The following is a 19,483-nucleotide window of genomic DNA, read 5'->3' as shown; positions in this document are numbered from 1 at the left end:
GCGCAGGACGCACCGCGCAGCGCGACCTCACCGGCCTTCATCACCCCTGCTCACAGAGGATCACCGCCATGTCCGAAACCCTTCAGCCCACCGGCGCCACCATCTCCGAAGCCGACCTGCTCGACCGGACGACCGGCGCCGTGCAGGCGGCCGGTGCGGCACTGCGCGAACGGTTCGGCGAAGTGGTCCGCCACCGGACCCGCGAGGAGCTGATGCGCGCGCTCGCCGCCAACGACGACGCCGCCCTCGACATCCTGCGCCCCCGCCTCACCCGCCTGCGCCCGGAGGCGGGCTGGGTGGAGGACGAACTGGACGGCGGAGCGCTGCCGTCCGGCGAATGGTGGGTCGTGGATCCGGCCGAGGGCAACGTCAACCACCTGCACGCTCTGCCGGACTGGGCGGTGACCGCCACCCTCGTACGAGAGAACCAGCCGGTGCTGACCGTGGTCCACCTGCCCATGACCGGCGAGACCTACACGGCACTCAGGGGCGGAGGCGCCCACCTGGACGGCCGTTCCCTGCACGTCTCCCCGACCGAGGACCTCGGCCTGAGCATCGTGGCCACCAGCCAGGCCCGGCCGGACGAGGACGAGAAGGTCGTGCGGCGCGTCGGCGCCTCGATCACCGCGATGCTCACCGACGCACTCGTGGTCCGCACCGCCGTACCCGCGACCCTGCACCTGCTGAACGTGGCCGCCGGACGGATCGACGCCTTCTGGCAGTTCGCCGGCGCCCGCGCCGACCTGCTGCCCGGGGCGCTGCTCGTCACCGAGGCCGGCGGCCGGATCTCCGACGCCGAGGGCCGCCCGTGGACCCCGCGGAGCGAGAGCTTCGTGGCCGCCGCGCCCGGCGTGCACGCCGCGGCGGTCACCACCCTCTCGCGCTGACCGCGCGCCACCGTCCGCACACGCACACGCACACGCACACATGGAAGGACCGGTTCATCATGACCACGATCGCCATTCTCGGAAACGGCAGGGTCGGCGGCACTCTGGCCACCGCGCTCACGGGAGCCGGGCATGAGGTGACCGTGGCGGGACGCGCCCCGGGCGCCGCCGCCGACGCCGCCCGCACAGCCCAGGTCGTCATCAACGCCACGCCGGGCGCCGGTTCGCTGGACCGGCTGACCGCCCTGCGCGAGGAGCTGCGCGGAACGCTCCTCGTCGACGTCTCCAACGCCACCGTCGACGGCCCGGACGGACTGCCCGCCGACCTGCTCTACCCCGGATCGAGCCTGGCCGAGCAGCTTCAGGAAGCCCTCCCTGGAACGCACGTGGTCAAGACGCTCAACACCATGCTCTTCACGGTGATGACCGCGCCGGCCACGCTCGACCAGGCACCCGAGGTCTTTCTCTCCGGCGAGGAGCCACAGGCCAAGGAAGTCGTCCGGGAACTGCTCATGGACCTCGGCTGGCGCAAGGAGTGGATCACCGACCTCGGCGGCATCCGGACCGCCCGCGCCACGGAGGCCGCGGTCCTCTTCGTACCGCACGTGATCCGGGCCGGCGGTTTCGCGCCCTTCGCCATCTCGATCGCGCGCTGAAGCGGGCTCCACGGACGGGCCGCCGCCGGGCACAAGCCGCCCTCGGGGGCGTGCGGTTGCCGTGGTTCCCATGCGCGTTGCGGACGCCCGTCAGTCGTGCTTGGCTCACCCGATGAACCTTCTGCTGACGTCCGCCGGCCTGCGCAATGACACACTGCGGGACGCCCTGCGCGACATGCTGGGAAAGCCGTTCGGATCGGCGAACGTCGTCTTCGTTCCCACGGCATCGGTGGCCGAGCCCGGCGACCACGGGTGGATGCTCGCCGACATGAACCGGGTGCACGGCCTCGGCTGGCGGGAGTTCGACGTCCTGGAACTCAACGGCCTGCCCCCACAGTTGGTCCTCGGCCGGCTGCTGCACGCCGACGTCGTCTACGTCGAGGGCGGCAACCACTACCACCTCGCGCGCAGCATCACCGGCAACGGCTTGACCGAGGGCTTCCTGGAAGCGCTGCAGAGCCGGGTCTACGTGGGGCTCAGCGCCGGGTCGATGATCTTCAGCCGCCATCTCACCGAACACTCCGCGGACGTCATCGGGGACACCAAGGACCTGCATGTCCTCGGCGCGACGACCATGGAGCCGCCGTTCGGCCTCTTCGACTGGTATCTCAAGCCTCACCTGTACTCGCCGGACTTCCCCGAGCGGGACGACGCCTGGGCCGACCGCATCGTGGCCCGGGCGGACTTCCCGATCTACTTCATCGACGACGACACGGCCGTTCGGGTCAGGGACGGCAGGGTGGACGTCGTCACCGAAGGCCGGTGGCGGTTCCATCCCTGACTCGCCCGGGGCCGGGCGCCCCGGACAGGGCGGTGGGGTGGCCGCTTGCCGGCACCTCACCGCGCCCGGAAGACGCCGTGCGCGCCCCATTCCGCGTCGCTCATGACGTGCGTGACGAACGGATAGTCGCCGGCCTGCGGGAAGGACAGCTCGACGAACCCACCCGAGGCGGGGGCGAGATCGAGGACCTGCGCGCCGCCGCTCCGCGACCGTCCCCGTGTGAGGTCGTAGGTACCCTCCCGGAAGACGGTGTCGAACTGGCCGCCCACGACGTGGAACGCGCTCGACTCGTTCGGTCCGGCCGCCAGCACCCAGATCCGCACACGCTTGCCCGTCCTCGCGGTCAGCGGGTCGTGATCGTACTGGTCGGCACAGCCGTTGAAGGCGACCATGTCGTAGTCCTTGGCCGCGACCTGGGCGGGGTCGGCCGTACCGCCCTGCCTGCCGAGGCAGAACTCCGACTGGACCAGCACGTATTCACGGTCCACCGTGGGCAGTCCCGGGGGTCGATGATCACCGCGCCGACCATGCCGTTGGCGATGTGCAGCGACATCGGCATGGTCGAGCAGTGGTACATCCAGATCCCGCGGCGGGTGGCCGTGAACCGGTACGTCAGCCGTTCGCCGGGCTTGATCGTGCGCATCGGTCCGCTCGGCGCGAGCGATCCGGCGTGGAAGTCGACGGAGTGGCCGATCGATCCGTCGTTGACGAGGGTGATCTCGAAGGTGTCGCCGACACGTCCGCGCAGTGCGGGGCCGGGGGCCGTGCCGTCGAAGGTCCACAGCTTCTGCCGTACGCCCGGGGCGACTTCCTTCGTCACCTCCTTCACCGTGATCGTCCTCTTGTGCACCTGGTGGCCTGATCCGCTTGTGGTGGGCGGGAGTTGGGCGTCGCGGGCGGTGAATTCCGCGGCCGGTTCGGCCATCGGGTCGAACGCCTTCGCGGCGGTGTCTTGCGTGGCGGTGTCCTTCGTGGCCGGGGACGTGCCGCGGCCGCTGTGGTCGTGGGTGGTCCCGCCACTGTCCGTCCCGGAATCCGGATCGGCTCCCGTGACGTGGACGGCGAAAACCCTTCCCATCTGCCGGTGGCCGACCATGGAGCACCAGCCGTCGAGGTCGCGGCCGACGACTCCCGCGTCCAGCGTGCCCGTCCGTCCCGGACCGAGCCGGTCGGTGCGGGCGCCGGTCTCCAGCACCAGGTCGTGGGTGCCGGTTCCCGTGTTGTGCAGGGTGACCACCAAACGGTTTCCCGTGGGCACGTCGACGGAGGACGGCGAAGCGCATGTCGCGGATCGTCACCGCGACCCTGGTGGTGCGGCCGGTCGGCGTCACCGCGCCACCGCGCGCGTTCGTGGCGGCGGACCGCTCCAACGATGGTCAGCACGAGGAACGCCACCAGCCAGGGCAGCATGCGCGGTACGTCGATCCCGCCCAGCCACAGCAGCGCCGCGCCCAGCCCGGATACCGCCCCCGCGGCCTGGGCGATCAGGGCGGCGCTGGGCTGCCGGCGCCAGAAGCGCACGTACAGGGCGACCAGGGCCGCGCATCCGGCGACGAGCAGCAGCCGGGGTATGAGCAGATCGACCGGGGTGAGCAGCAACAGGCCCCCGGCGCCGAGGCAGCCAGGGGCCAGATGAGCCCAGGGGCAGCCCAGCGCGACGGAACGTTCCAGAGCGACGAGCGTGCCGGCGAAGCCGAGCACCATCAGCATGCCGTGCACCTGCGGGAGCCGGTCGGTGGTGACCGGGGGCGGGAGGCCGAGCAGACCGAGGACCGCGTCGAGGCCGGCGAGGAGGCAGATTCCGGCGGCGGCCGGCAGCGGTGCGCGGCGGGCACCCGCGCGTCGGGCGGCACTGCCGCCGGAGCCGGGGCCAGACGCCGAGGTCATCGCTGCGCCCGCGGTGCGCCGGGTGACGCCGGGGGCCGGGCGTGGTTCTCGTCGTCGGGCCGCCCGGCCAGGCCCAAGTGCAGGCGGCAGGCGTCCGGTTCGGCGAAGGGCAGCAGCTCGACCTCCTGCGGCGCCACGCCCAGCGCGGCGAGTCCCGCCCGCGCCAGTCCTTCGTGAACACCGCAGATGACTCCGGGGTGTTCACGGGCCGTCTCCACGAACGGGCAGCGCCGCAGACGGACTTGATGTGCGTCCGCGTCCGCTTCCGGCGCGAACCCGATCTCGTCGAGGAGGTCCAGCAACCGTGTCCGCGCCTCCTTGGAGTCCGTCGACGGCGTCTGCCCTGCGGTCAGGACACGCCCCCAGTCCTCGCCGGCGGCGAGCGCGTCCCGGCGCGGGTCGGCACTGGAGCGGGCGATCTGCGCGGCGAGGACGGTGGCGAGCCCGGCGTACTCGCGTGCGGGCGACTCCTGCGGCGGGCGGGCCCGGTAGCGGAAGGCGGGACGGCCCCGACCGGAAGGGCTGGAGCGTTCACGGACGGCGAGGCCGTCGTCGACGAGGGCGTCCAGGTGCTCGCGGACGGTGTTGACGTGCAGCGCGCACACCTGGGCGAGCGCGCTCGCGGTGACGGGGCAGGTCTGGCCGCGCAGGTACTGCAGGACACCGCGGCGCTGCCGGGACAGCGGAACGCGATTGGTTCCACTGCCGGGAAGCGGCCCGTTATTTTCCACGGTCATGTCCGTAGTATATTCCGGTCATGGGCCCGGACTGCACAGGGACGGGCTGCCGGCCGTCGGAAGGACGACGCTCATGAGCACCCTGACCATCGCCTCGGACCCCCAGGACGCGGCGGCCGCCGAAGCCGTCGAGGCGCATCACACCCAGCTGGCGGGCGACCTGGCCGGACGCGTCGCCCTGCTGGTCGCGACCGCGGAGCACGAGACCGCGGCGGCCGGCCGGGCCTGTGCGGAACTGGTCGCCTTCTGCGACCGCGACCTGCTGCCGCACGCGGCCGCCGAGGAGGAGACCCTCTACCCCGTCGCCCACGATCTGCCCGCAGCCCGCCTCCTGATCGACGGCATGCTTGCCGAGCACAAGAGGCTCGCCGCGCTCGTCGACGCGCTGCGCACCACCGGTTCCGCGGTACAGGCGGCGGCCGACGGCCGTGCCCTGCAGGTGCTGTTCGAAGAGCACCTGGAGAAGGAGAACGCCCTCGTCCTGCCCCTGCTGGCCGGCGCGCCCGACGTCTCCCTCTCCGGACTCCTCGCGGGCATGCACGAGCTCCTCGGCCACGGTGAGGAACACGGCACCGCCGCCGAGGCGGCCACGACCGCTGGTGGCTGCGGTGGCACGTGCGGCTGCGGTGGCTCCGACGACACCGACGTGCCCGAGCTGGACGTACGCGACGTCCCCCACGCGATCAGGCACGCCACAGTGTTCGGCGCGCTCGCCGCAGTGCCCTCCGGGCAGTCGCTGGTCCTGGTGGCGCCGCACGACCCGCTGCCTCTGCTGGGCCAGATCGAGGACCGCCACCCGGGCGCGTTCGCGGTGGAGTACCTCCAGCGCGGCCCAGAGGCATGGCGTCTGCTGCTCACGCACCGCTGACCGACTCCCGGATCGCCCCGCCGCGATCGCCGCCGGGCACCACGCCTCACCGCGGTCGGCGCCCGCACGGTCCTCGCAGCCCACCCCCGGTTTTCCAGCAAGCCGTCCGTCACCCCTCCTCGGTAAAATGGGGCGAGTCCGGGACAGCCGCATCGCAGCAGCGACCCGGAGCACTCCAGCCACTCCCCGACCGAAGCGGCCGGCCGATCTGGAGACAGCGTCATGGCCGAACAGATCACTCACCGCCGGGTCTACGAGGAAACCGCACCGCGGGACGGCAAGCGCGTGCTGGTCGACCGGGTCTGGCCGCGAGGCATGCGCAAGGAGGACGCGCATCTGGACGAGTGGCTGCGCGACGTCGCCCCGTCGAGCGCACTGCGCAAGTGGTACGGCCACGAACCCGGCCGCTTCGCCGAGTTCCGCCACCGCTACCTGGCGGAACTGCACGACGCGGGACATCGCGAGGCGACCGCACACCTGCGTGACCTGGCAGCGCACGACAGACTCGTACTGCTGACCGCCACCAAGGACGTGGCCCACAGTCAGGCCGCCGTTCTGGCCGACTGGCTGGAAGAGGGCCGGTGACCAAGGGGCCTTCGCCATCCGAAGAAAGTGACGAGGGATGACCGTGCGAACGAACATCATCCGGCACGAGCGCATGATGGTGAGCTACGACGTGGTCAACGGCTGGGTCGTCGCCGAGATCGACGGCGAGGTCGATGCCCACACCGCACCCATGATCCGCGAAGCGGTGATCAGACTCCTCGACGAGGGGCACCGCCACTTCGTCCTGGACCTGGGCTTCGTCACCTTCATGGACTCGATGGGCCTGGGCGCGATGGTGGCGATCACGAAACGCATCCGCGAGTACGACGGCTCGCTGCGCATCGCGTCCGTCTCCGGCCGGGTCCTCCGGCTCTTCGAGCTCAGCGGCATGCGCAAGAGCTACGAGATCTACCCCTCGACAGCGGATGCGGCGCAGTCCGCGCCCTCACCGGGCAGCCTCGCCGCCTGGCCGCATCCGTCCTCGGGCTGACCGCGCCGCCCCGGCGGCCTACGGCCGCAACGCGAGCGAGACCTCAGGCCCGGTGGGGCAACCGCCGCGCCGGACGGGCCTGCCGCCGTTCGGGGCCGTGGCGCGAGCCGATGCCTTCGTCCTCGCAGTCGGCCCACATCGAAGGGTCGTACGGCGTGCGGGGAATGAAGACGATCTGTGGCGGCGCGGGATCCGCGGACGACTCCTCTGCGGCCATGCTCTGCCGCAGCAGGTCGAGGTCCTCCCGCAGGTGGTCGGTGTCCACGCGAACCCGGCGCACGTCCGGGTCGTTCCCGCGGGGGATCTGAAGCCGATCCACCGCTCGCACCAAGTCGTCGAGAGCGTGTCGAGCGTGTGCCAACTCCTCGTGAACCGACATCGGCCCCTCACCTCCGGAGGTGTCCGCGACGCAACGTGTCCGCTCCGCCCCGGTGCGCTTGAACATCGTCCTCCCATGCTGTCCCCCTCGCCGACGCCCGTGCAGGGGCCATCAGGCCCCTCGGCGAAGGCCGAACAGGCCGGGCCTAGGTGTGTTCGACGTGGCGGACGTGCGCGTCGGGGCCGGGGAACACGAGGGTCACCTCATGGGTGTCCGACCAGCGCACGTCGTAGGGAGGGGTGCCGTCCTCGTGGTGGAGGCCCACTATCTCGCCGTCGCGCTTGGTGACTCCGGTGGTCGGGCTTTCGACGACAAGTACGTCACCGAGTTCAGCTCGCATGATCGTCACCCGCTTTCTTCATCCGCTCCTGTGTCCAACGTGGCATGCGGGGGCTGCGGCCGCTTGGGCTCAGGAACCCTGATCCGAGGGACCGGATGGACCTGCTTCCGGGCCGTCCGGCCCTGATTGGGTCCTGGGTGGCTCTCCTGCCGACGAGCCGGCGCTGACACGCTGGACATGTGACCACGCGGTTGTCACACCGCGAAGGGAGGACGACATGCAGCACCGTACTGTTGCCGACCTGATGACCCATGGTGTCGTCCGGGCCCGGTACGACACGCCGTTCAAGGAGATCGTCGAGCTGCTGGCGGAGAACGGCATCACCGCGGTGCCCGTCGTGGACGAGATGGACCACCCCCTGGGCGTGGTGTCCGAGGCCGACCTGCTGCGCAAGTGCTCCGCCCAGAGCGACCCGTCCAGCCGGACACCGCTGCCGCGTCTGGAGACGTGGGAGCGTGCCAAGGCCGAGGCCTCCACGGCCGGGGAGCTGATGTCCTCTCCCGCCGTGTGCGCGCGTCCGGAGTGGACCGCGGTCGAGGCGGCCCGGCTGATGGCGCTGCGGAACTTCAAGCGGCTGCCCGTGGTGGACGAGGCGGACCGGCTGAGGGGCATCGTCAGCCGCGGTGACCTCCTGCGGATCTTCCTGCGCCGGGACGACGCCATCCGGGACGAGATCACCCAGGACGTCCTGCGGCGGACGCTGCACCTCGCGCCGTCGGATGTGACGGTCGAGGTGCACGACGGGAAGGTGACGCTCAAAGGAACGGTCGACGCGTCCAGCCTGATCCCCATCGTCGAGCGGCTCTGCCGCGACGTCGACGGCGTCGTCTCCCTCTCCGCGCACATCGGCTGCCGAGAGGCCTCCCGGACGGCTCCTGTCGAAGGGTGAGTACCGCGGGACCCATTCGCTCGCGGGGATTTTCGTATCGGCGAGGGCCGATGCCCGGCCCGGGTGGCAACCGGGTCGGACATCGGCCCTCGCCCGGTCACCCCTGTGAGGTTGCGGTGCGCAGCCGGTCGATCTCGGCGAGCAGGCAGTCCACGAGGGGGGAGACCCCCTCCCGCAAGGCACCACTCCAGTTCTCCTCCGTGTAGGGGCAGTTGAGGTAGAGGTACCTGGCGTGCTCGAGGACGGCGCGGTGCTCGGGCGGGAGACGCGCGAGGGCCCAGTCCGCCGCGGCGTTCTTCGACTTGATCTCACCGGTCGCGAGTGTGGTCCAGATCCGGGCGAGGGTCAGCAGGACGTTCCGGGTGTCGTGGTGCAGGTCGTCGAGCAGGCCGGGGATTCCCGCCAGGCTCGCCCGGACCAGATCGGCCCGCGGGACCGGGTCCAGGATCCGCGCCGGGTGCGGGCCGGTCAGGGGATGGTCACCGGCCGACGTGGCGGCGATCAGCAGGGCCAGGTCGGGCATGGGCTCGGGCAGGGGGATCTTCCCGGCCTCGTACTCCTCGCGCAGCCACTCGCCAAAGAGGAAGTCACAGGTGGGCGGGTACCTCCACGGCCGGACCTCGGACTGGACGACCACCGTGAGCTCGACCGGTCGGCGCGTGTTCCCGGAGCCGGAGACGCGGAGCGCGCCGTCGAGGAGGTTCCGCCGCGCCCGCCCGTCCATGCGCCGCCGGGAGACCACCAGCACGTCCAGGTCGCCGGCCGGCCTGAGGCCGCCGAGCACGGACGAGCCGTGCAGGTAGCTGCCGACGACGTCCAGTCCCGGGACGCCGTCGACGAGGTCCACGATCTCCTGCACCTGATGCATGACATGAGCCTCTCCCCCGCCTCGTGGGCCGAACCGCATGCCGTGCGCCGACGTCCCCGCACAGCGGGGCCCGGGCCGCGGGCACGGGTGCACTCCCGCCGGGGGTTCAGTGGGCGAGACGACAAAGATCAACAAGCCATAACCGGAACGGCTCGTCGACGTTGATGGAACGCGGGTGACTGCCCGCGACCACGTCTGGAAGGCAGGGATCCATGAGACACGCCACCCGAAACGGTGTGATCGCCGTTGCCGTCGTCTCCGGGGCGATGGCCGTGGCGGGACCGGTGTACGCCGACTCCGCGGCGGACGGTTCGGCCGCCGACTCACCGGGGTCGGTCTCCGGCAACACCATCCAACTCCCGGCGCACGCCCCGGTCCAGGCGTGCGGGAACACGGTGAACGTCGTCGGACTGCTCAACCCCGCGGCGGGCAACGCCTGCACCGACCGATCCACCGAAGCCGGCCCGTCCACGGCACCCGGCGGTGCCGCGGCCACCGGCGATGAACGGCACTCGCCGGGCGTCGTCTCCGGCAACGGCGTTCAGCTGCCCCTCCACCTCCCGGTCGAGGTCAGCGGCAACACCGTCGACGTGGCGGGCGTCGGCAACCCGGTGTTCGGCAATGACGCCAAGAACACGTCCCCCGGCGAGTCCGCGCCGCCGGGCGTCACCACGCCCGACGGAGTGAAGCCGCCCGCCCCGGGCGCGCCGCCGGTCCCGGTCGAGCAGCCCGCGCGGCCGCAGCCGCACCCGGGGCCGCGCGCTGCCGACTTCGCACCGCAGGAGCAGGTCTCGGCCGCGCTGGCCCACACCGGCACGGACGGCACGTTGCCCCTGGTCGCCGCGAGTGCGGGGCTGCTGCTGAGTGGAGCAGCCATGTACCGCGGCAGCCGTGCCCGCAAGGCGCAGTGACGATTTCGCGTCCTGCGCTCCGGGAGGAAGGGCCGTCGGGCGCTCGTCCCGACGGCCCTTCCTCACCGGGACCCCGAACCGAGAGCGGCCGCCCTGGCTCCGATCAGCCGCCGTCGACGTGCGGGCTCGCCGTCGTACCGCCCGCGGGCGGTGACGTCGTAAAGCCCGTCATCTGCTGCGGTGATGCATTTCGACGGCCAGCGGGGTGGCGGTGAACATCGAGGAGTAGGTGCCCACCACCAGACCGATGAGGAGCGCGAGAGCGAAGTCGGTCAGGGTGTCGCCGCCGAGGACGGTCAGAGCGGTGAGGATGAACGCCGCGCCCATGCCGGTGTTGACGGTGCGCGGCAGGGTCTGCACGAGCGCCTGGTTGGCGACGCCGGCGAAGGGCTCCTTACGGCCGCGGCGGCCGAGTTCTCTGATCCGGTCGAAGACGACGACGGAGTCGTTGACGGAGTAGCCGATCACGGTCAGCAGCGCGGCCAGGAAGACGCCGTCGACGGGCTTGCCGAGCCAGGCGAAGATGCCGACGAGGATCACGACGTCATGAGCGAGGGCGACGATCGCGGAGGTTCCCAGCAGCCAGCGGAACCGTGCGGTGAGGTAGACGAGCTGGGCGCCCAGGGCGACGGCCAGGGCGATGAGGGCGCCGCGGCGCAGTTCCTCGCCGAGGCTGGGCCCGATCGCTTCGTCGCGGACCTTGTCGGCTCGGCCTGCCAGCTCGGTGACGGTGTCGGTGATGGCCTCGGCCTGGGCGTTGGTCAGGGGCTGGGTGCGGACCGTGAGCCGGTGGTCGCCGGAGGTCTGGACGACGGCCCTGGGGAATCCGGCGTCGGTGAGCGCCGTACGAGCACGGTCCGGGTCGACGGGAGCGGTCGTGGTGTATTCGATGAGGCGACCGCCGGTGAATTCGATGCCGAAGTCGACGCCGCGCACGACGATCCCGGAGGCTGCCAGGACGAGGGCGGTTGCGGAGGCGGCCAGCCACCGGCGTGGGTGGCGCATCAAATTCGGCCGCGTGCGGGTGAGGCGGGCGCGGACGCCGCCGACGTGGGCGATGCCGGTGAGGCGGGGGCGGCGGCGCAGGTGAGGGCGGGCTACGGCGTAGTCGCCGAGCGCGCGGGTGATGACCAGTGCGCTGACCATGGACGCGACGACGCCGATGCCCAGCGTGACACCGAATCCGCGCACGGGCCCGGAGGCCAGGAAGAACAGAAGGCCGGCGGCGATGAGCGTGGTGATGTTGGAGTCGGCGATGGCGCTGAAGGCTCTGCGGAATCCCGCGGTCAGGGAAGACCGCGGGGTGGGACGGTGCCGGGAGGCGTACTCCTCCCGAGCCCGTTCGAAGACGAGCACGTTGGCGTCGACGGCCATGCCGATGGCCAGTACGAATCCGGCGAGGCCCGGCAGGGTGAGCGTCGCCCCGAGGCCGGCGAGGGCGGCGTAGGAGATGAGGCCGTAGCAGGCCAGGGCCACGGTCGCGAGGACTCCCATGACCCGGTAGAGCGCGATGATGAACAGCGACGTCAAAGCGGTGCCGATGACGGCGGCCCAGGCGCTGGCCGTGATGGCCTGCGCGCCGAGGGTGGGGCCGACGGTGCGCTGCTCGACGATCTCGACCGGCACCGGCAGCGCTCCCCCGTTGATGAGCAGGGCCAGTTCCTTGGCCTCGGTGTCGTCGAAGCTTCCGGTGATCTGGGTGGAGCCGCCGGTGATGCCGGTGCGGCAGGCGACGGACGGGTCGACCTGCGGCGAGGAGATGATCTTGTCGTCCAGGACGATGGCGACACGGCGGGCCGGATCCCCGGCCGCGTGGCAGGCGGCCGCGCCGGTCAGGCGCGCCCACCCCTGCTGTCCCGGTCCCTTGAAGTCGACGGTGACGTGCCATCCGCCGACGCCGTTCTGGTCGAAGCGGGCTGCCGCCTTCTCGACGTCCTTGCCGGTCACCGACGGCGCCTGGAGACGCAGCGGTCGGCCGGATTCGTCGGCCATGACCCGCTCGCGGGGCTGTCCGGGGAGCCCCTCAGGGGCGTCGGTCGCCGTACCGAGGACCTGGTGGAAGGTGAGCTGGGCGGTGCGGCCGAGCACGTCGGCCGCCTTCCGTGGATCCTGCAGGCCGGGCAGTTCGACGACGATCCGGTCGTCGCCGGAGCGGGCGATGGTGGGTTCGGCCACGCCGAGCGCGTCGATGCGGCCGCGCAGCACTTCCACGGTGCGGTCCGTGGCCTCGCTGTCGGTGTCGGCTGCGGCGGTGGGGCGGGTTTCCAGCATGATCTGTGTGCCGCCCCGCAGATCGAGTCCGAGGTGGACGGGTCTGGTGAGAGCGACGTACAGGGACAGGGCAACGACGGCGAGGGCGATCAGCCCTCTGATGTGCGGGGATCGGTTCACAGCGCGCCTCCGGCGGGCACACCGCGGCCAGGGCAGTGGCGGCGGTCGGCAAGGAAGGGAAGGGGGGAAGGTGAGGGAGGGGTCAGGTGCCGGAGAACGGAGGGGGTGCCCTCACCCCGTGACGGTGGGCAGGCTGCTCCTGCGCAGGGAGGACTGCCGGCCGGGTCCGAGACCGGGCCGGCCCGCACGAGCCGGCCGTCCCTGACGGGGCGGGGGTGGGGGCGGGCGGGGCAGGACGCTCTCCGGTGGCGTCCCGATGGCTTCGGACCGCGACGGTGCGGACGTCCGGGTCCGCGTCGTCCGCGAGCACCTCGCCGCGATGGACGGCACCGTGCGCCGAGACGGTCCCGGCAGCGGGCACCGGACCGTCCGGGACGCGGAGGTGCCCCGCCCCCGGACCCGACGGGCCGAGCAGGGTGACGACCAGGCCGAGCAGGACGACGCACACCACGGCCCAGCGCGATCGGCGCGTGCGCGGCACGGTGTGCGCGAAGCGGGCCATCGCCATCCCCCCGGGGTTCCTTCCCTGTCGGTCGTGGTCTGCCGTGAGCGGTGCGGGCTTTCCGGAGTCCGGCTGTGCACGGACATCCGGACGCTCACGGTGGTGGGCAGGGTCAGGCTTCGATGAGTCCTGCGCGGATCGCGTAGCGGGTCAGCTCCAGCCGGTCCCGCAGACCGAGCTTGTGCAGCAGGTTCTCCCGGTGCCGATGCACGGTCTTGATGCTGATGAAGAGCATCTCGGCGATCTCCTTGGAGGAGTGGCCCTCGGCGACGAGTTTGAGGACTTCCTCCTCGCGCGGGGTGAGGATCTGCTCGGGCGGCTCCTCGCCGTTGCGGATCCGGTCGAGGTAGTTGCGGATCAGGGCGGTGACCGCGCCGGGGTACAGGAAGGGCTCGTCGCGCATGGCGGCGCGGCATGCCGCGACCAGGTCGCGGTCGGCCACGGACTTGAGGACGTATCCACTGGCGCCGGCCTTCAGCGCCTGGAAGAAGTACTGCTCGTTGTCGTGCATCGTCAGCATCAGGACGCGCAGGGCGGGCTTGAGCCGGAGCAGTTCGCGAGTGGCCTGCAGACCGGTCATGCGGGGCATCGCGATGTCCATCACGGCCAGGTCGACGTCATGGGTGCGGATCAGGTCGACGGCTTCCGCGCCGTCCCCGGCCTCGGCGACGACCTCGAGGTCCGGCTCCCGGTCGAGGATGAGCCGCACTCCCCGACGTACCAGCGCGTGGTCGTCGGCGAGGAGGATGCGGATCACGGAGGTGTGGGGCGTGGTCATGGCTGCTTCCTGAGGAGGGGCACGGTCAGGCGGACCGTCGTACCGGCCTGCGGCTGGGAGGTGACGTCCAGCGTGGCCCCGATGAGCAGGGCCCGCTCGCGCATTCCGCGGATTCCCGCCCCTTCCTGGGCGACCCCGCTTCCGCGACCGTCGTCGGCGACGGCCAGCACCACCGCCTCGCCGGTGCGGTGCAGGCTCACCTCGACCTGGCCGGCCTCGGCGTGGCGGGCCGCGTTCGTCAGGGCTTCCTGGGCGACGCGGTACAGCACCAGTTCCGTCTGCTGGTCCAGGGCGGGCAGGCCGGTGTCGAAGCGGCGGACCACGCGCAGTCCGACGTGGGTGGCGAACTCCGTGGTCAGCGAGGTCAGGGCGCTGATCAGACCGAGGTCCTCCAGCACGCCCGGCCGCAGCCGGCGTACCAGGCGCCGTACCTCGTCCAGGCTCCCGCGGGTGATCTCCTGCGCCTGCCTCAGCTCACCGCGCAGGGGCTCGTCCGCCTCGTCGGCGGCCCGTTCCAGGGCGAGCAGGATCGCGGTCATGCTCTGGCCGACCTCGTCGTGCAGTTCCTGGGCGATGCGACGCCGCTCGGCTTCCTGGGCGAGCAGGACACGGGCACTGCTGGAGGCCCGTTCGTGTTCCAGGCGCTCCAGCATGGCGTTGAAGGTGCGGATCAGTTCGGCGGTCTCGCCGCGGCCCCCTTCCGGGAGCCGCTGACCGGGGCGCAGCAGATCGACGGTGGCCATCAGGCGGGTGAGCCGGTCGAGCGGGGCCAGCCCGATCCGCAGCAGGGCCGCGTTGGCGACCAGCATGACGACCAGACCGGACACGAGGATGACCGCCTCGGTCAGCACCACCGGAACGGAGACCGTCACCGGAGCCCACAGCAGCAGCGCGGTGGCGCTTCCCAGCACGACCGCGTTGAGCGCGAAGATCCGCCAGAACAGGGACAACGGGAAGACGCCTTTCGCTGGGTGACACGGCTGTGCCTCTACTGTCGGCCACCGCGCCCCCAGAGCGTGAGCCACGGCCACAGGTCCTGACCGGCCTGCCACCCAGCCTGCCCGCTGCCGCTCACAGCGTCGATGGGCTCCAATGCCCATTTCTCCGGCCTGCTCCACCGCGCCGCGGCAGACCCCGAGCCGTGCCGCAGATGGGTATCGCGCCCGATGGGTTTCGTACGGCATGCCCGTCACGGTGGAGACATGAACCCTCGCCCCTGACTACCCACCCCGGCCGACGTCCGCTGGGCGCCCGACACGCCCGCCTCCTCATCGAAAGGCAAGCTCCATGTCCCTCGACACGCACCGGTCCCCCGCCTCCCGTGAGCGGCTGACGCCGCACGAGGCGGTGCAGCGCCTCGAACACGAACGTGCCTCCCGCCTCACCCAGTTGCGGGCCATCGGCGAAGCCGGTGCCGGGGAGGAGCAGGTGGTGTCCGCGCAGAAGGACACCATCCGTCGCGTCCTCGCCGAGGTGGAGGCCGCCCTCTCCCGCGTTCAGGACGGCAGCTACGGCGTCTGCGGCACGTGCGGCAAGCCGATCCCGGTCGAGCGTCTGGAGATCCTGCCCTACACGCCCTTCTGCGTGCCCTGCCAGCGCAACGCCGCCTGACCGCCCCTCCGCCCTCCGCTTCCGCCCTGCCCAGGGGGTGACTTGGTGAACCACCGGACCATCGAAGACCGCAACACCATCTTGTCGGTCGAGGACGTCGCCGCGCTGCGCGAGAACCTGCACGAGCAACGCCTCTTCCGCCAGGAGCAGTTGCTGCATCTCTCGGCCGCCGCCACGACTCGCGCCGACGCACTGCTCGACCAGCGGGCCGCCGCCCAGACCGAGGTCCGCGTCAAGCTCGCCGCCTCCGCCCGTATGGTTCTGGCCGACGTCGAGGCCGCCCTCGCACGGATGGACCAGGGCCGCTACGGCACCTGCCACCTGTGCCGCGGGCCCATCGCGCGCGAGCGGCTCATGATCGTGCCGCAGGCCCGCTACTGCGCCCGGTGCCAGCAGGTCAGGGAGGCCGGCCGTTGACCGCCGCACCGGGGTCCCGCCCCATGACCAACCGGCACCGTTCCTGGCCGTGGTGCAGGCGGTGCACCGGCATCGCCCTCGACCTGGGCAGCGCCCGCACCCGTGCCTGCGTGTCCGGACGGCGCACGATCCTCGACGTGCCCACGGCCGGCTTCCCCGGCGACGGCACCACGCACCCCGTCCAGCGCGGCACCATCGTCGACACGGCCGCAACGGCCCGGATGCTCGACCGGCTGCTCGGCCACCGCCTGCGCCCTCCCGGCCACCCGCTGATCATCCTGACGACGCCCGCACTGGGCGGTGTCGCCTACCGGGCCGCTGCCCGCACAGCGGTCGACGTCCTGCGTCCGCGCACGGTGCTGACCGTCCCCGCCGCCCGCGCCGTGGCCGCGGTCGCGGACTGCGACCTGGGCCGTCCTCTGCTCGTGGTGGATCTCGGCGCCCACCTCACCGAGGTCACACTGCTCACCGACGGCGCGGTGACCGACGCCCGCTGCACCGCCCTGGGCACCAGCGACCTGGACGGCCTCACCCCGCCCGGGCGGATCGCCGAAGCGCTCGTCGCCATGGTGACCGCCATGCTGGCGCAGGACCGCACCTCCCAGATGACCGACGCCCTCCAGCGGGGCGTGCTCCTCGCCGGAGGGGGCGCGTTGCGGGCCGACCTCACCGGTCCCCTCACCGAGCGGCTCCACGCTCCCCTCCGGCCCGTTCCGGCGCCGCACACCGCCGCGGTGCGCGGCGCCGCGAAACTCCTCCAGGCCGCCCACGCCCACCCTTCCGCCGCCGTCACCCGCACCGGCCACAGCTCCTAGCCCCCACCCCGCCCGGGCCCGGGCCGTCACCGAACGCGCGGCGAGGCACCACACGCTCAGGCGAAAGGAGAGACACCGTGGCCCGCGCCACACCACCGTCGCACCCACCCGAAGAACTCCCACGCGTCCTCCTGTGGCGATGGCGACGCAACCCCTTGCGCCGCCGCACGGATCTCGCACAGGCGTGGATCGCCCTCGGTCTCACCCTGGCCGTGCTGGCCGCCACTCCCGCCGCGATGGTCCTCGCCGGCACCACCGCCCACCGCCACCACAAGGAGACCGCACGGCACCAGGCCGCCACCCGCCATCACACGTCGGCCGTGCTGGTCCGCGATGCTCCTCGCCATCCGGAACCGGGATCGGAGGAGGCGAAGAAGACCCTGTACCCCGTCCCCGTCCGCTTCACCGCCCCTGACGGACAGACGGTCACGGCGAAGACCGAGGTCGAACCCGCGCTGGCCGTCGGCAGCACCGTCCGCATCTGGGTCGACGCCGGAGGAAGGATCACTGACCCACCCATGTCCGCGGAAGAGGCCCGCCATCGCGCCATGGGCTGCGCCGTCCTCGCCGCCCTGGCCGTCCCCCTTCTCGGTACGGCCGCATACGGCTACGCCGGACGCAGGCTGCAGCGCCACAACCTCGCCCGGTGGGACGCGGCCTGGGCGGAGACCGCACCGCGGTGGACCACGCCTCGCTGACGCGGCGAGCCGATCCGGCAACAGCATGAGTTCGAGAGGCACCGACGGCCTTCACCCTTGTCGAGAAGGGCTTTTGTGCCCGGCCGGCCCCCTCACCGCCGGCCGGGCACCGGAGTCCCCGCCCACCACGCGGGAGGATGGCGGGCGGGGAGGGCTTCAGCCGGTTCCAGCCGCGCGCTCGCGTCGCGGTACGGCAGGAAGCGGGATCGGGGTTCGTGTCATCTGCGGCTCCCGGCACATGTCTTGCTCGGCGGAGGGCGGGCCGCGAAAGGCGGGGCCAGTTCAACGCCTCCGCGGCCGCACTCGTACTGCGTCGGCCGGGGTCCGGGGCACGGTCACCCAGCTTACGACCGCGTCGCTCGTTTTGTGAGAGGCGGTCTTCCACATGCCGCGGACGCATCGGCCGCCGGACCGGCACATCTGTCGCGGCGCTTAGACGGGAGTGCCAGGAAAAGTACGTTGAAAACAGTCCGCATGCGGGAATCTCATAGGAAGAATCGTTCCTTCTCTTCACAAGTGACCAGCCCACCGTAGGCTCGGCATCTGCGGTCACCCCGGTCCCCGGTGACTTGAACCATCAGCGCCGCTCTCCGGGGAGCATGCGGAGAGCCAGGCTCTTTCAGGGGGAGCCGCCGTGCAGAAGGCGACTACATGGCCCACCGGGCGCATCCGGGTCCACGAAGTCCACGGGGTCGAAGTCATCGAGTTCCGCGGTGAGTTCGACATCGCCACCGCTCTTCCGATCATGCCGGAGCTGGATGCCGCGACCGCGGCGGTGGACCGGACCGTGATCGTCGATCTCACCCCCACCCAGTTCCTCGACTGCTACGGCCTGCGGTTGCTGCACCGCGCCGAGCGTCGGGTCAGAGAGCGAGGCGGCCGGCTTCTGCTGGTCTGTCCCCACGCCCTGATTCTCAAGATCCTGGACGTCACGGGCCTGAGCGGACAGTTCGCCGCAATGGCGACGCTCGAGGAAGCCCTCGTCGCCTCCGAGGCCTCCGAGACCGCCGGCTGATCTCAGGCCGACGACCGCATCAGCGGCTACGCGCTCCGGGCCAGCCCGTCGAGCGGTCGCCGAGCGCTGTCGGGCGACGGCGGGGGCGTACCGGTGTCGGGAAGGTCTGTCCGCACCGTCACGTTCGGACCGAGATCGATGAGACGGAGCAGGCGCCGGTGGAAGGGGTTGGTGACCACGATCGTCAGGTCGTGACGGCACGCGTGGAGACGGTCGGCGGTGCGCAGCAGGGCGTTCAGGCCGCTGCCGTCGATGAAGGTGACACCGCGCAGGTCGATGACGGTGTCCGCTTCAGCGCCGGGGCAGCCGAGCGCGTCGCGCAGAAAGTCGCTGCCGGGTGGCGCGGCCAACACATCGATCTCGCCGCACAGTTCGATGACCTGCCGGTGACCGTCCCAGCGGCGGCGGATGGCGTAGGGCGGAATGACGGCCTGCTCTGACATGGTTCTCCTCCTTCCCGGGAGCCTCCGCGGGCCGTACCCCACGCAGTCGGCCGCACAAAGCCGGTGCGCGGGAGTGGGAGCCGCGGCCGCGCACCGGCGCTTGCGGGCGGCGCCGTGCGGGACTACCCGCCGTGGCGGATGTCGATCCGGGTGACCGGGGGCTTCTCCACAGCGGTCAGCGGCACGGTGACGTTGAGAATGCCGTCCTTGTACTCGGCCGTGATCTCGTCCTCCTTGGCGCCGCGCGGCAGACGGACGGCGCGGGCGAAGGAGCCGTAACGGAACTCGGTGTGGTGCCGCTTCATCGTCTCTTCGCCGCGCTCGGCGCGCAGGCGGAGCACTCCGTGCCGAACGTCGAGCCGGACGTCCTTGTCCACGTCGAGGCCGGGCAGTTCGGCGCGCAGGCAGTACCCCTCGTCGGTGAGCCGCTCCTCGATGCGGATGCCGTGCGCTCCGGGCACACCCCGCCAGGGCGGAACGCCCGACTCGATCCAGTCGAAGAGGTCGGGCAGCAGCGGTCGACGCCGTGCAAGCTTCCCGGGCATGGCAACTCCCCTTCCCACAAGGCCATGTG

General features: G+C 71.7%; 23 protein-coding genes and 2 pseudogenes. 13 read left to right on the top strand and 12 right to left on the bottom strand.

Annotated features, from left to right (window positions below; genetic code table 11):
* Nucleotides 1-68 precede the first annotated feature (68 nt).
* The 3 genes from M8J74_RS17380 to M8J74_RS17370 all read left to right on the top strand — a co-directional run bounded on the left by M8J74_RS17380 (nt 69) and on the right by M8J74_RS17370 (nt 2,324).
* Nucleotides 69-887: an inositol monophosphatase family protein gene (locus tag M8J74_RS17380; protein WP_249837278.1), complete on the top strand. Its 819-nt coding sequence runs from the start codon at nt 69-71 to the stop codon at nt 885-887.
* Between the two features lie 59 nt (nt 888-946).
* Nucleotides 947-1,543: an NADPH-dependent F420 reductase gene (locus M8J74_RS17375; protein ID WP_249837277.1), complete on the top strand. Its 597-nt coding sequence runs from the start codon at nt 947-949 to the stop codon at nt 1,541-1,543.
* 112 nt (nt 1,544-1,655) lie between these two features.
* Nucleotides 1,656-2,324 carry a Type 1 glutamine amidotransferase-like domain-containing protein gene (locus M8J74_RS17370; protein WP_249837276.1) on the top strand — a complete coding sequence of 223 codons (669 nt, stop codon included), beginning with the start codon at nt 1,656-1,658 and terminating at the stop codon, nt 2,322-2,324.
* 56 nt (nt 2,325-2,380) lie between these two features.
* On the opposite strand, the gene M8J74_RS17365 is transcribed toward M8J74_RS17370, so the two are convergent.
* From M8J74_RS17365 to M8J74_RS17355, 4 genes and pseudogenes are all read right to left on the bottom strand, one after another.
* Nucleotides 2,381-2,716 carry a cupredoxin domain-containing protein gene (locus M8J74_RS17365; protein ID WP_249837275.1) on the bottom strand — a complete coding sequence of 112 codons (336 nt, stop codon included), beginning with the start codon at nt 2,714-2,716 and terminating at the stop codon, nt 2,381-2,383.
* A complete protein-coding gene (locus M8J74_RS17360; RefSeq protein ID WP_249837295.1) occupies nt 2,668-3,561 on the bottom strand; it encodes a multicopper oxidase domain-containing protein in 894 nt (297 codons plus the stop codon). Before M8J74_RS17360 ends, M8J74_RS17365 begins: the two co-directional genes overlap by 49 nt.
* Nucleotides 3,562-3,701: 140 nt before the next feature.
* Nucleotides 3,702-4,211 (bottom strand): annotated as a pseudogene (locus M8J74_RS45210) (DUF8744 domain-containing protein); the annotation flags it as partial.
* On the bottom strand, nt 4,208-4,948 hold the full coding sequence (locus M8J74_RS17355) for a helix-turn-helix transcriptional regulator (protein ID WP_249837274.1): 741 nt from the start codon (nt 4,946-4,948) through the stop codon (nt 4,208-4,210). The pseudogene M8J74_RS45210 and the gene M8J74_RS17355, both read right to left, overlap by 4 nt.
* 73 nt (nt 4,949-5,021) lie before the next feature.
* Here M8J74_RS17355 and M8J74_RS17350 point away from each other — a divergent pair, with 73 nt between their 5' ends.
* The 3 genes from M8J74_RS17350 (at nt 5,022) to M8J74_RS17340 (ending at nt 6,852) form a co-directional block, all read left to right on the top strand.
* Complete coding sequence (locus M8J74_RS17350) at nt 5,022-5,816, top strand: DUF2249 domain-containing protein (RefSeq protein ID WP_249837273.1); 795 nt, start codon at nt 5,022-5,024, stop codon at nt 5,814-5,816.
* A 222-nt stretch (nt 5,817-6,038) separates the two neighbouring features.
* Entirely contained in the window at nt 6,039-6,401 is a 363-nt protein-coding gene (locus M8J74_RS17345; RefSeq protein ID WP_249837272.1) for a DUF488 domain-containing protein, read from the top strand.
* Nucleotides 6,402-6,438: 37 nt separating this feature from the next.
* Complete coding sequence (locus tag M8J74_RS17340) at nt 6,439-6,852, top strand: STAS domain-containing protein (protein ID WP_249837271.1); 414 nt, start codon at nt 6,439-6,441, stop codon at nt 6,850-6,852.
* A 43-nt stretch (nt 6,853-6,895) separates the two neighbouring features.
* Here the strand turns inward: M8J74_RS17340 and M8J74_RS17335 are convergent, their stop codons facing one another.
* Together M8J74_RS17335 and M8J74_RS17330 are read right to left on the bottom strand one after the other, a co-directional pair.
* Nucleotides 6,896-7,231 (bottom strand): Rv0250c family protein, encoded by a 336-nt coding sequence (locus tag M8J74_RS17335; protein WP_249837270.1) that lies wholly within the window; start codon nt 7,229-7,231, stop codon nt 6,896-6,898.
* A gap of 151 nt (nt 7,232-7,382) precedes the next feature.
* Nucleotides 7,383-7,571: pseudogene (locus M8J74_RS17330) on the bottom strand (DUF1918 domain-containing protein); the annotation flags it as partial.
* 217 nt (nt 7,572-7,788) lie between these two features.
* Here M8J74_RS17330 and M8J74_RS17325 point away from each other — a divergent pair.
* Nucleotides 7,789-8,460: a CBS domain-containing protein gene (locus M8J74_RS17325; RefSeq protein WP_249837269.1), complete on the top strand. Its 672-nt coding sequence runs from the start codon at nt 7,789-7,791 to the stop codon at nt 8,458-8,460.
* A 97-nt stretch (nt 8,461-8,557) separates the two neighbouring features.
* Here the strand turns inward: M8J74_RS17325 and M8J74_RS17320 are convergent, their stop codons facing one another.
* Nucleotides 8,558-9,328 carry an aminoglycoside adenylyltransferase domain-containing protein gene (locus M8J74_RS17320; RefSeq protein ID WP_249837268.1) on the bottom strand — a complete coding sequence of 257 codons (771 nt, stop codon included), beginning with the start codon at nt 9,326-9,328 and terminating at the stop codon, nt 8,558-8,560.
* 212 nt (nt 9,329-9,540) lie between these two features.
* Between M8J74_RS17320 and M8J74_RS17315 the strand changes: the two genes are divergently transcribed.
* Entirely contained in the window at nt 9,541-10,239 is a 699-nt protein-coding gene (locus tag M8J74_RS17315; RefSeq protein ID WP_249837267.1) for a chaplin, read from the top strand.
* A 168-nt stretch (nt 10,240-10,407) separates the two neighbouring features.
* Here M8J74_RS17315 and secD read toward each other — a convergent pair whose 3' ends face one another.
* From secD to M8J74_RS17300, 3 genes are all read right to left on the bottom strand, one after another.
* Entirely contained in the window at nt 10,408-12,630 is a 2,223-nt protein-coding gene (gene secD / locus M8J74_RS17310) for a protein translocase subunit SecD (RefSeq protein WP_249837266.1), read from the bottom strand.
* A 614-nt stretch (nt 12,631-13,244) separates the two neighbouring features.
* On the bottom strand, nt 13,245-13,910 hold the full coding sequence (locus M8J74_RS17305) for a response regulator (RefSeq protein ID WP_249837265.1): 666 nt from the start codon (nt 13,908-13,910) through the stop codon (nt 13,245-13,247).
* The gene (locus M8J74_RS17300; RefSeq protein WP_249837264.1) at nt 13,907-14,860 is read right to left on the bottom strand and encodes a HAMP domain-containing sensor histidine kinase; all 954 of its coding nucleotides are present in this window, start codon (nt 14,858-14,860) and stop codon (nt 13,907-13,909) included. The genes M8J74_RS17305 and M8J74_RS17300 overlap by 4 nt, the downstream gene beginning before the upstream one ends.
* A gap of 337 nt (nt 14,861-15,197) precedes the next feature.
* Here M8J74_RS17300 and M8J74_RS17295 point away from each other — a divergent pair, with 337 nt between their 5' ends.
* The 5 genes from M8J74_RS17295 (at nt 15,198) to M8J74_RS17275 (ending at nt 18,466) form a co-directional block, all read left to right on the top strand.
* Nucleotides 15,198-15,521, top strand: coding sequence for a TraR/DksA family transcriptional regulator (locus tag M8J74_RS17295; protein WP_249837263.1), 324 nt, complete (start codon nt 15,198-15,200; stop codon nt 15,519-15,521).
* A gap of 42 nt (nt 15,522-15,563) precedes the next feature.
* Nucleotides 15,564-15,938, top strand: coding sequence for a TraR/DksA family transcriptional regulator (locus tag M8J74_RS17290; protein ID WP_249837262.1), 375 nt, complete (start codon nt 15,564-15,566; stop codon nt 15,936-15,938).
* Entirely contained in the window at nt 15,935-16,753 is an 819-nt protein-coding gene (locus M8J74_RS17285) for a hypothetical protein (protein ID WP_372500199.1), read from the top strand. Before M8J74_RS17290 ends, M8J74_RS17285 begins: the two co-directional genes overlap by 4 nt.
* 77 nt (nt 16,754-16,830) lie before the next feature.
* On the top strand, nt 16,831-17,451 hold the full coding sequence (locus M8J74_RS17280; protein WP_249837261.1) for an Rv1733c family protein: 621 nt from the start codon (nt 16,831-16,833) through the stop codon (nt 17,449-17,451).
* A gap of 634 nt (nt 17,452-18,085) precedes the next feature.
* A complete protein-coding gene (locus tag M8J74_RS17275) occupies nt 18,086-18,466 on the top strand; it encodes an STAS domain-containing protein (protein WP_249837260.1) in 381 nt (126 codons plus the stop codon).
* 26 nt (nt 18,467-18,492) lie between these two features.
* Here the strand turns inward: M8J74_RS17275 and M8J74_RS17270 are convergent, their stop codons facing one another.
* Nucleotides 18,493-18,909 (bottom strand): STAS domain-containing protein, encoded by a 417-nt coding sequence (locus M8J74_RS17270; protein ID WP_249837259.1) that lies wholly within the window; start codon nt 18,907-18,909, stop codon nt 18,493-18,495.
* Nucleotides 18,910-19,031: 122 nt separating this feature from the next.
* On the bottom strand, nt 19,032-19,454 hold the full coding sequence (locus M8J74_RS17265) for an Hsp20/alpha crystallin family protein (protein ID WP_249837258.1): 423 nt from the start codon (nt 19,452-19,454) through the stop codon (nt 19,032-19,034).
* Between the last annotated feature and the right edge of the window lie 29 nt (nt 19,455-19,483).

This window comes from Streptomyces panaciradicis (genome assembly GCF_023516615.1).
Lineage (GTDB): Bacteria > Actinomycetota > Actinomycetes > Streptomycetales > Streptomycetaceae > Streptomyces > Streptomyces panaciradicis.
Note: the sequence above shows the minus strand (reverse complement) of the source record. Positions and strands in the feature narration are given on the sequence as shown.

Excerpts from the sequence above, each read along its gene's own strand:
- M8J74_RS17380 (WP_249837278.1), top strand. The coding sequence starts at position 69 with ATGTCCGAAACCCTTCAGCCCACCGGCGCCACCATCTCCGAAGCCGAC.
- M8J74_RS17375 (WP_249837277.1), top strand. The coding sequence starts at position 947 with ATGACCACGATCGCCATTCTCGGAAACGGCAGGGTCGGCGGCACTCTG.
- M8J74_RS17370 (WP_249837276.1), top strand. The coding sequence starts at position 1,656 with ATGAACCTTCTGCTGACGTCCGCCGGCCTGCGCAATGACACACTGCGG.
- M8J74_RS17365 (WP_249837275.1), bottom strand. The coding sequence starts at position 2,716 with ATGGTCGCCTTCAACGGCTGTGCCGACCAGTACGATCACGACCCGCTG.
- M8J74_RS17355 (WP_249837274.1), bottom strand. The coding sequence starts at position 4,948 with ATGACCGTGGAAAATAACGGGCCGCTTCCCGGCAGTGGAACCAATCGC.
- M8J74_RS17350 (WP_249837273.1), top strand. The coding sequence starts at position 5,022 with ATGAGCACCCTGACCATCGCCTCGGACCCCCAGGACGCGGCGGCCGCC.
- M8J74_RS17345 (WP_249837272.1), top strand. The coding sequence starts at position 6,039 with ATGGCCGAACAGATCACTCACCGCCGGGTCTACGAGGAAACCGCACCG.
- M8J74_RS17340 (WP_249837271.1), top strand. The coding sequence starts at position 6,439 with ATGACCGTGCGAACGAACATCATCCGGCACGAGCGCATGATGGTGAGC.
- M8J74_RS17335 (WP_249837270.1), bottom strand. The coding sequence starts at position 7,231 with ATGTCGGTTCACGAGGAGTTGGCACACGCTCGACACGCTCTCGACGAC.
- M8J74_RS17325 (WP_249837269.1), top strand. The coding sequence starts at position 7,789 with ATGCAGCACCGTACTGTTGCCGACCTGATGACCCATGGTGTCGTCCGG.
- M8J74_RS17320 (WP_249837268.1), bottom strand. The coding sequence starts at position 9,328 with ATGCATCAGGTGCAGGAGATCGTGGACCTCGTCGACGGCGTCCCGGGA.
- M8J74_RS17315 (WP_249837267.1), top strand. The coding sequence starts at position 9,541 with ATGAGACACGCCACCCGAAACGGTGTGATCGCCGTTGCCGTCGTCTCC.
- M8J74_RS17305 (WP_249837265.1), bottom strand. The coding sequence starts at position 13,910 with ATGACCACGCCCCACACCTCCGTGATCCGCATCCTCCTCGCCGACGAC.
- M8J74_RS17295 (WP_249837263.1), top strand. The coding sequence starts at position 15,198 with ATGTCCCTCGACACGCACCGGTCCCCCGCCTCCCGTGAGCGGCTGACG.
- M8J74_RS17270 (WP_249837259.1), bottom strand. The coding sequence starts at position 18,909 with ATGTCAGAGCAGGCCGTCATTCCGCCCTACGCCATCCGCCGCCGCTGG.
- M8J74_RS17265 (WP_249837258.1), bottom strand. The coding sequence starts at position 19,454 with ATGCCCGGGAAGCTTGCACGGCGTCGACCGCTGCTGCCCGACCTCTTC.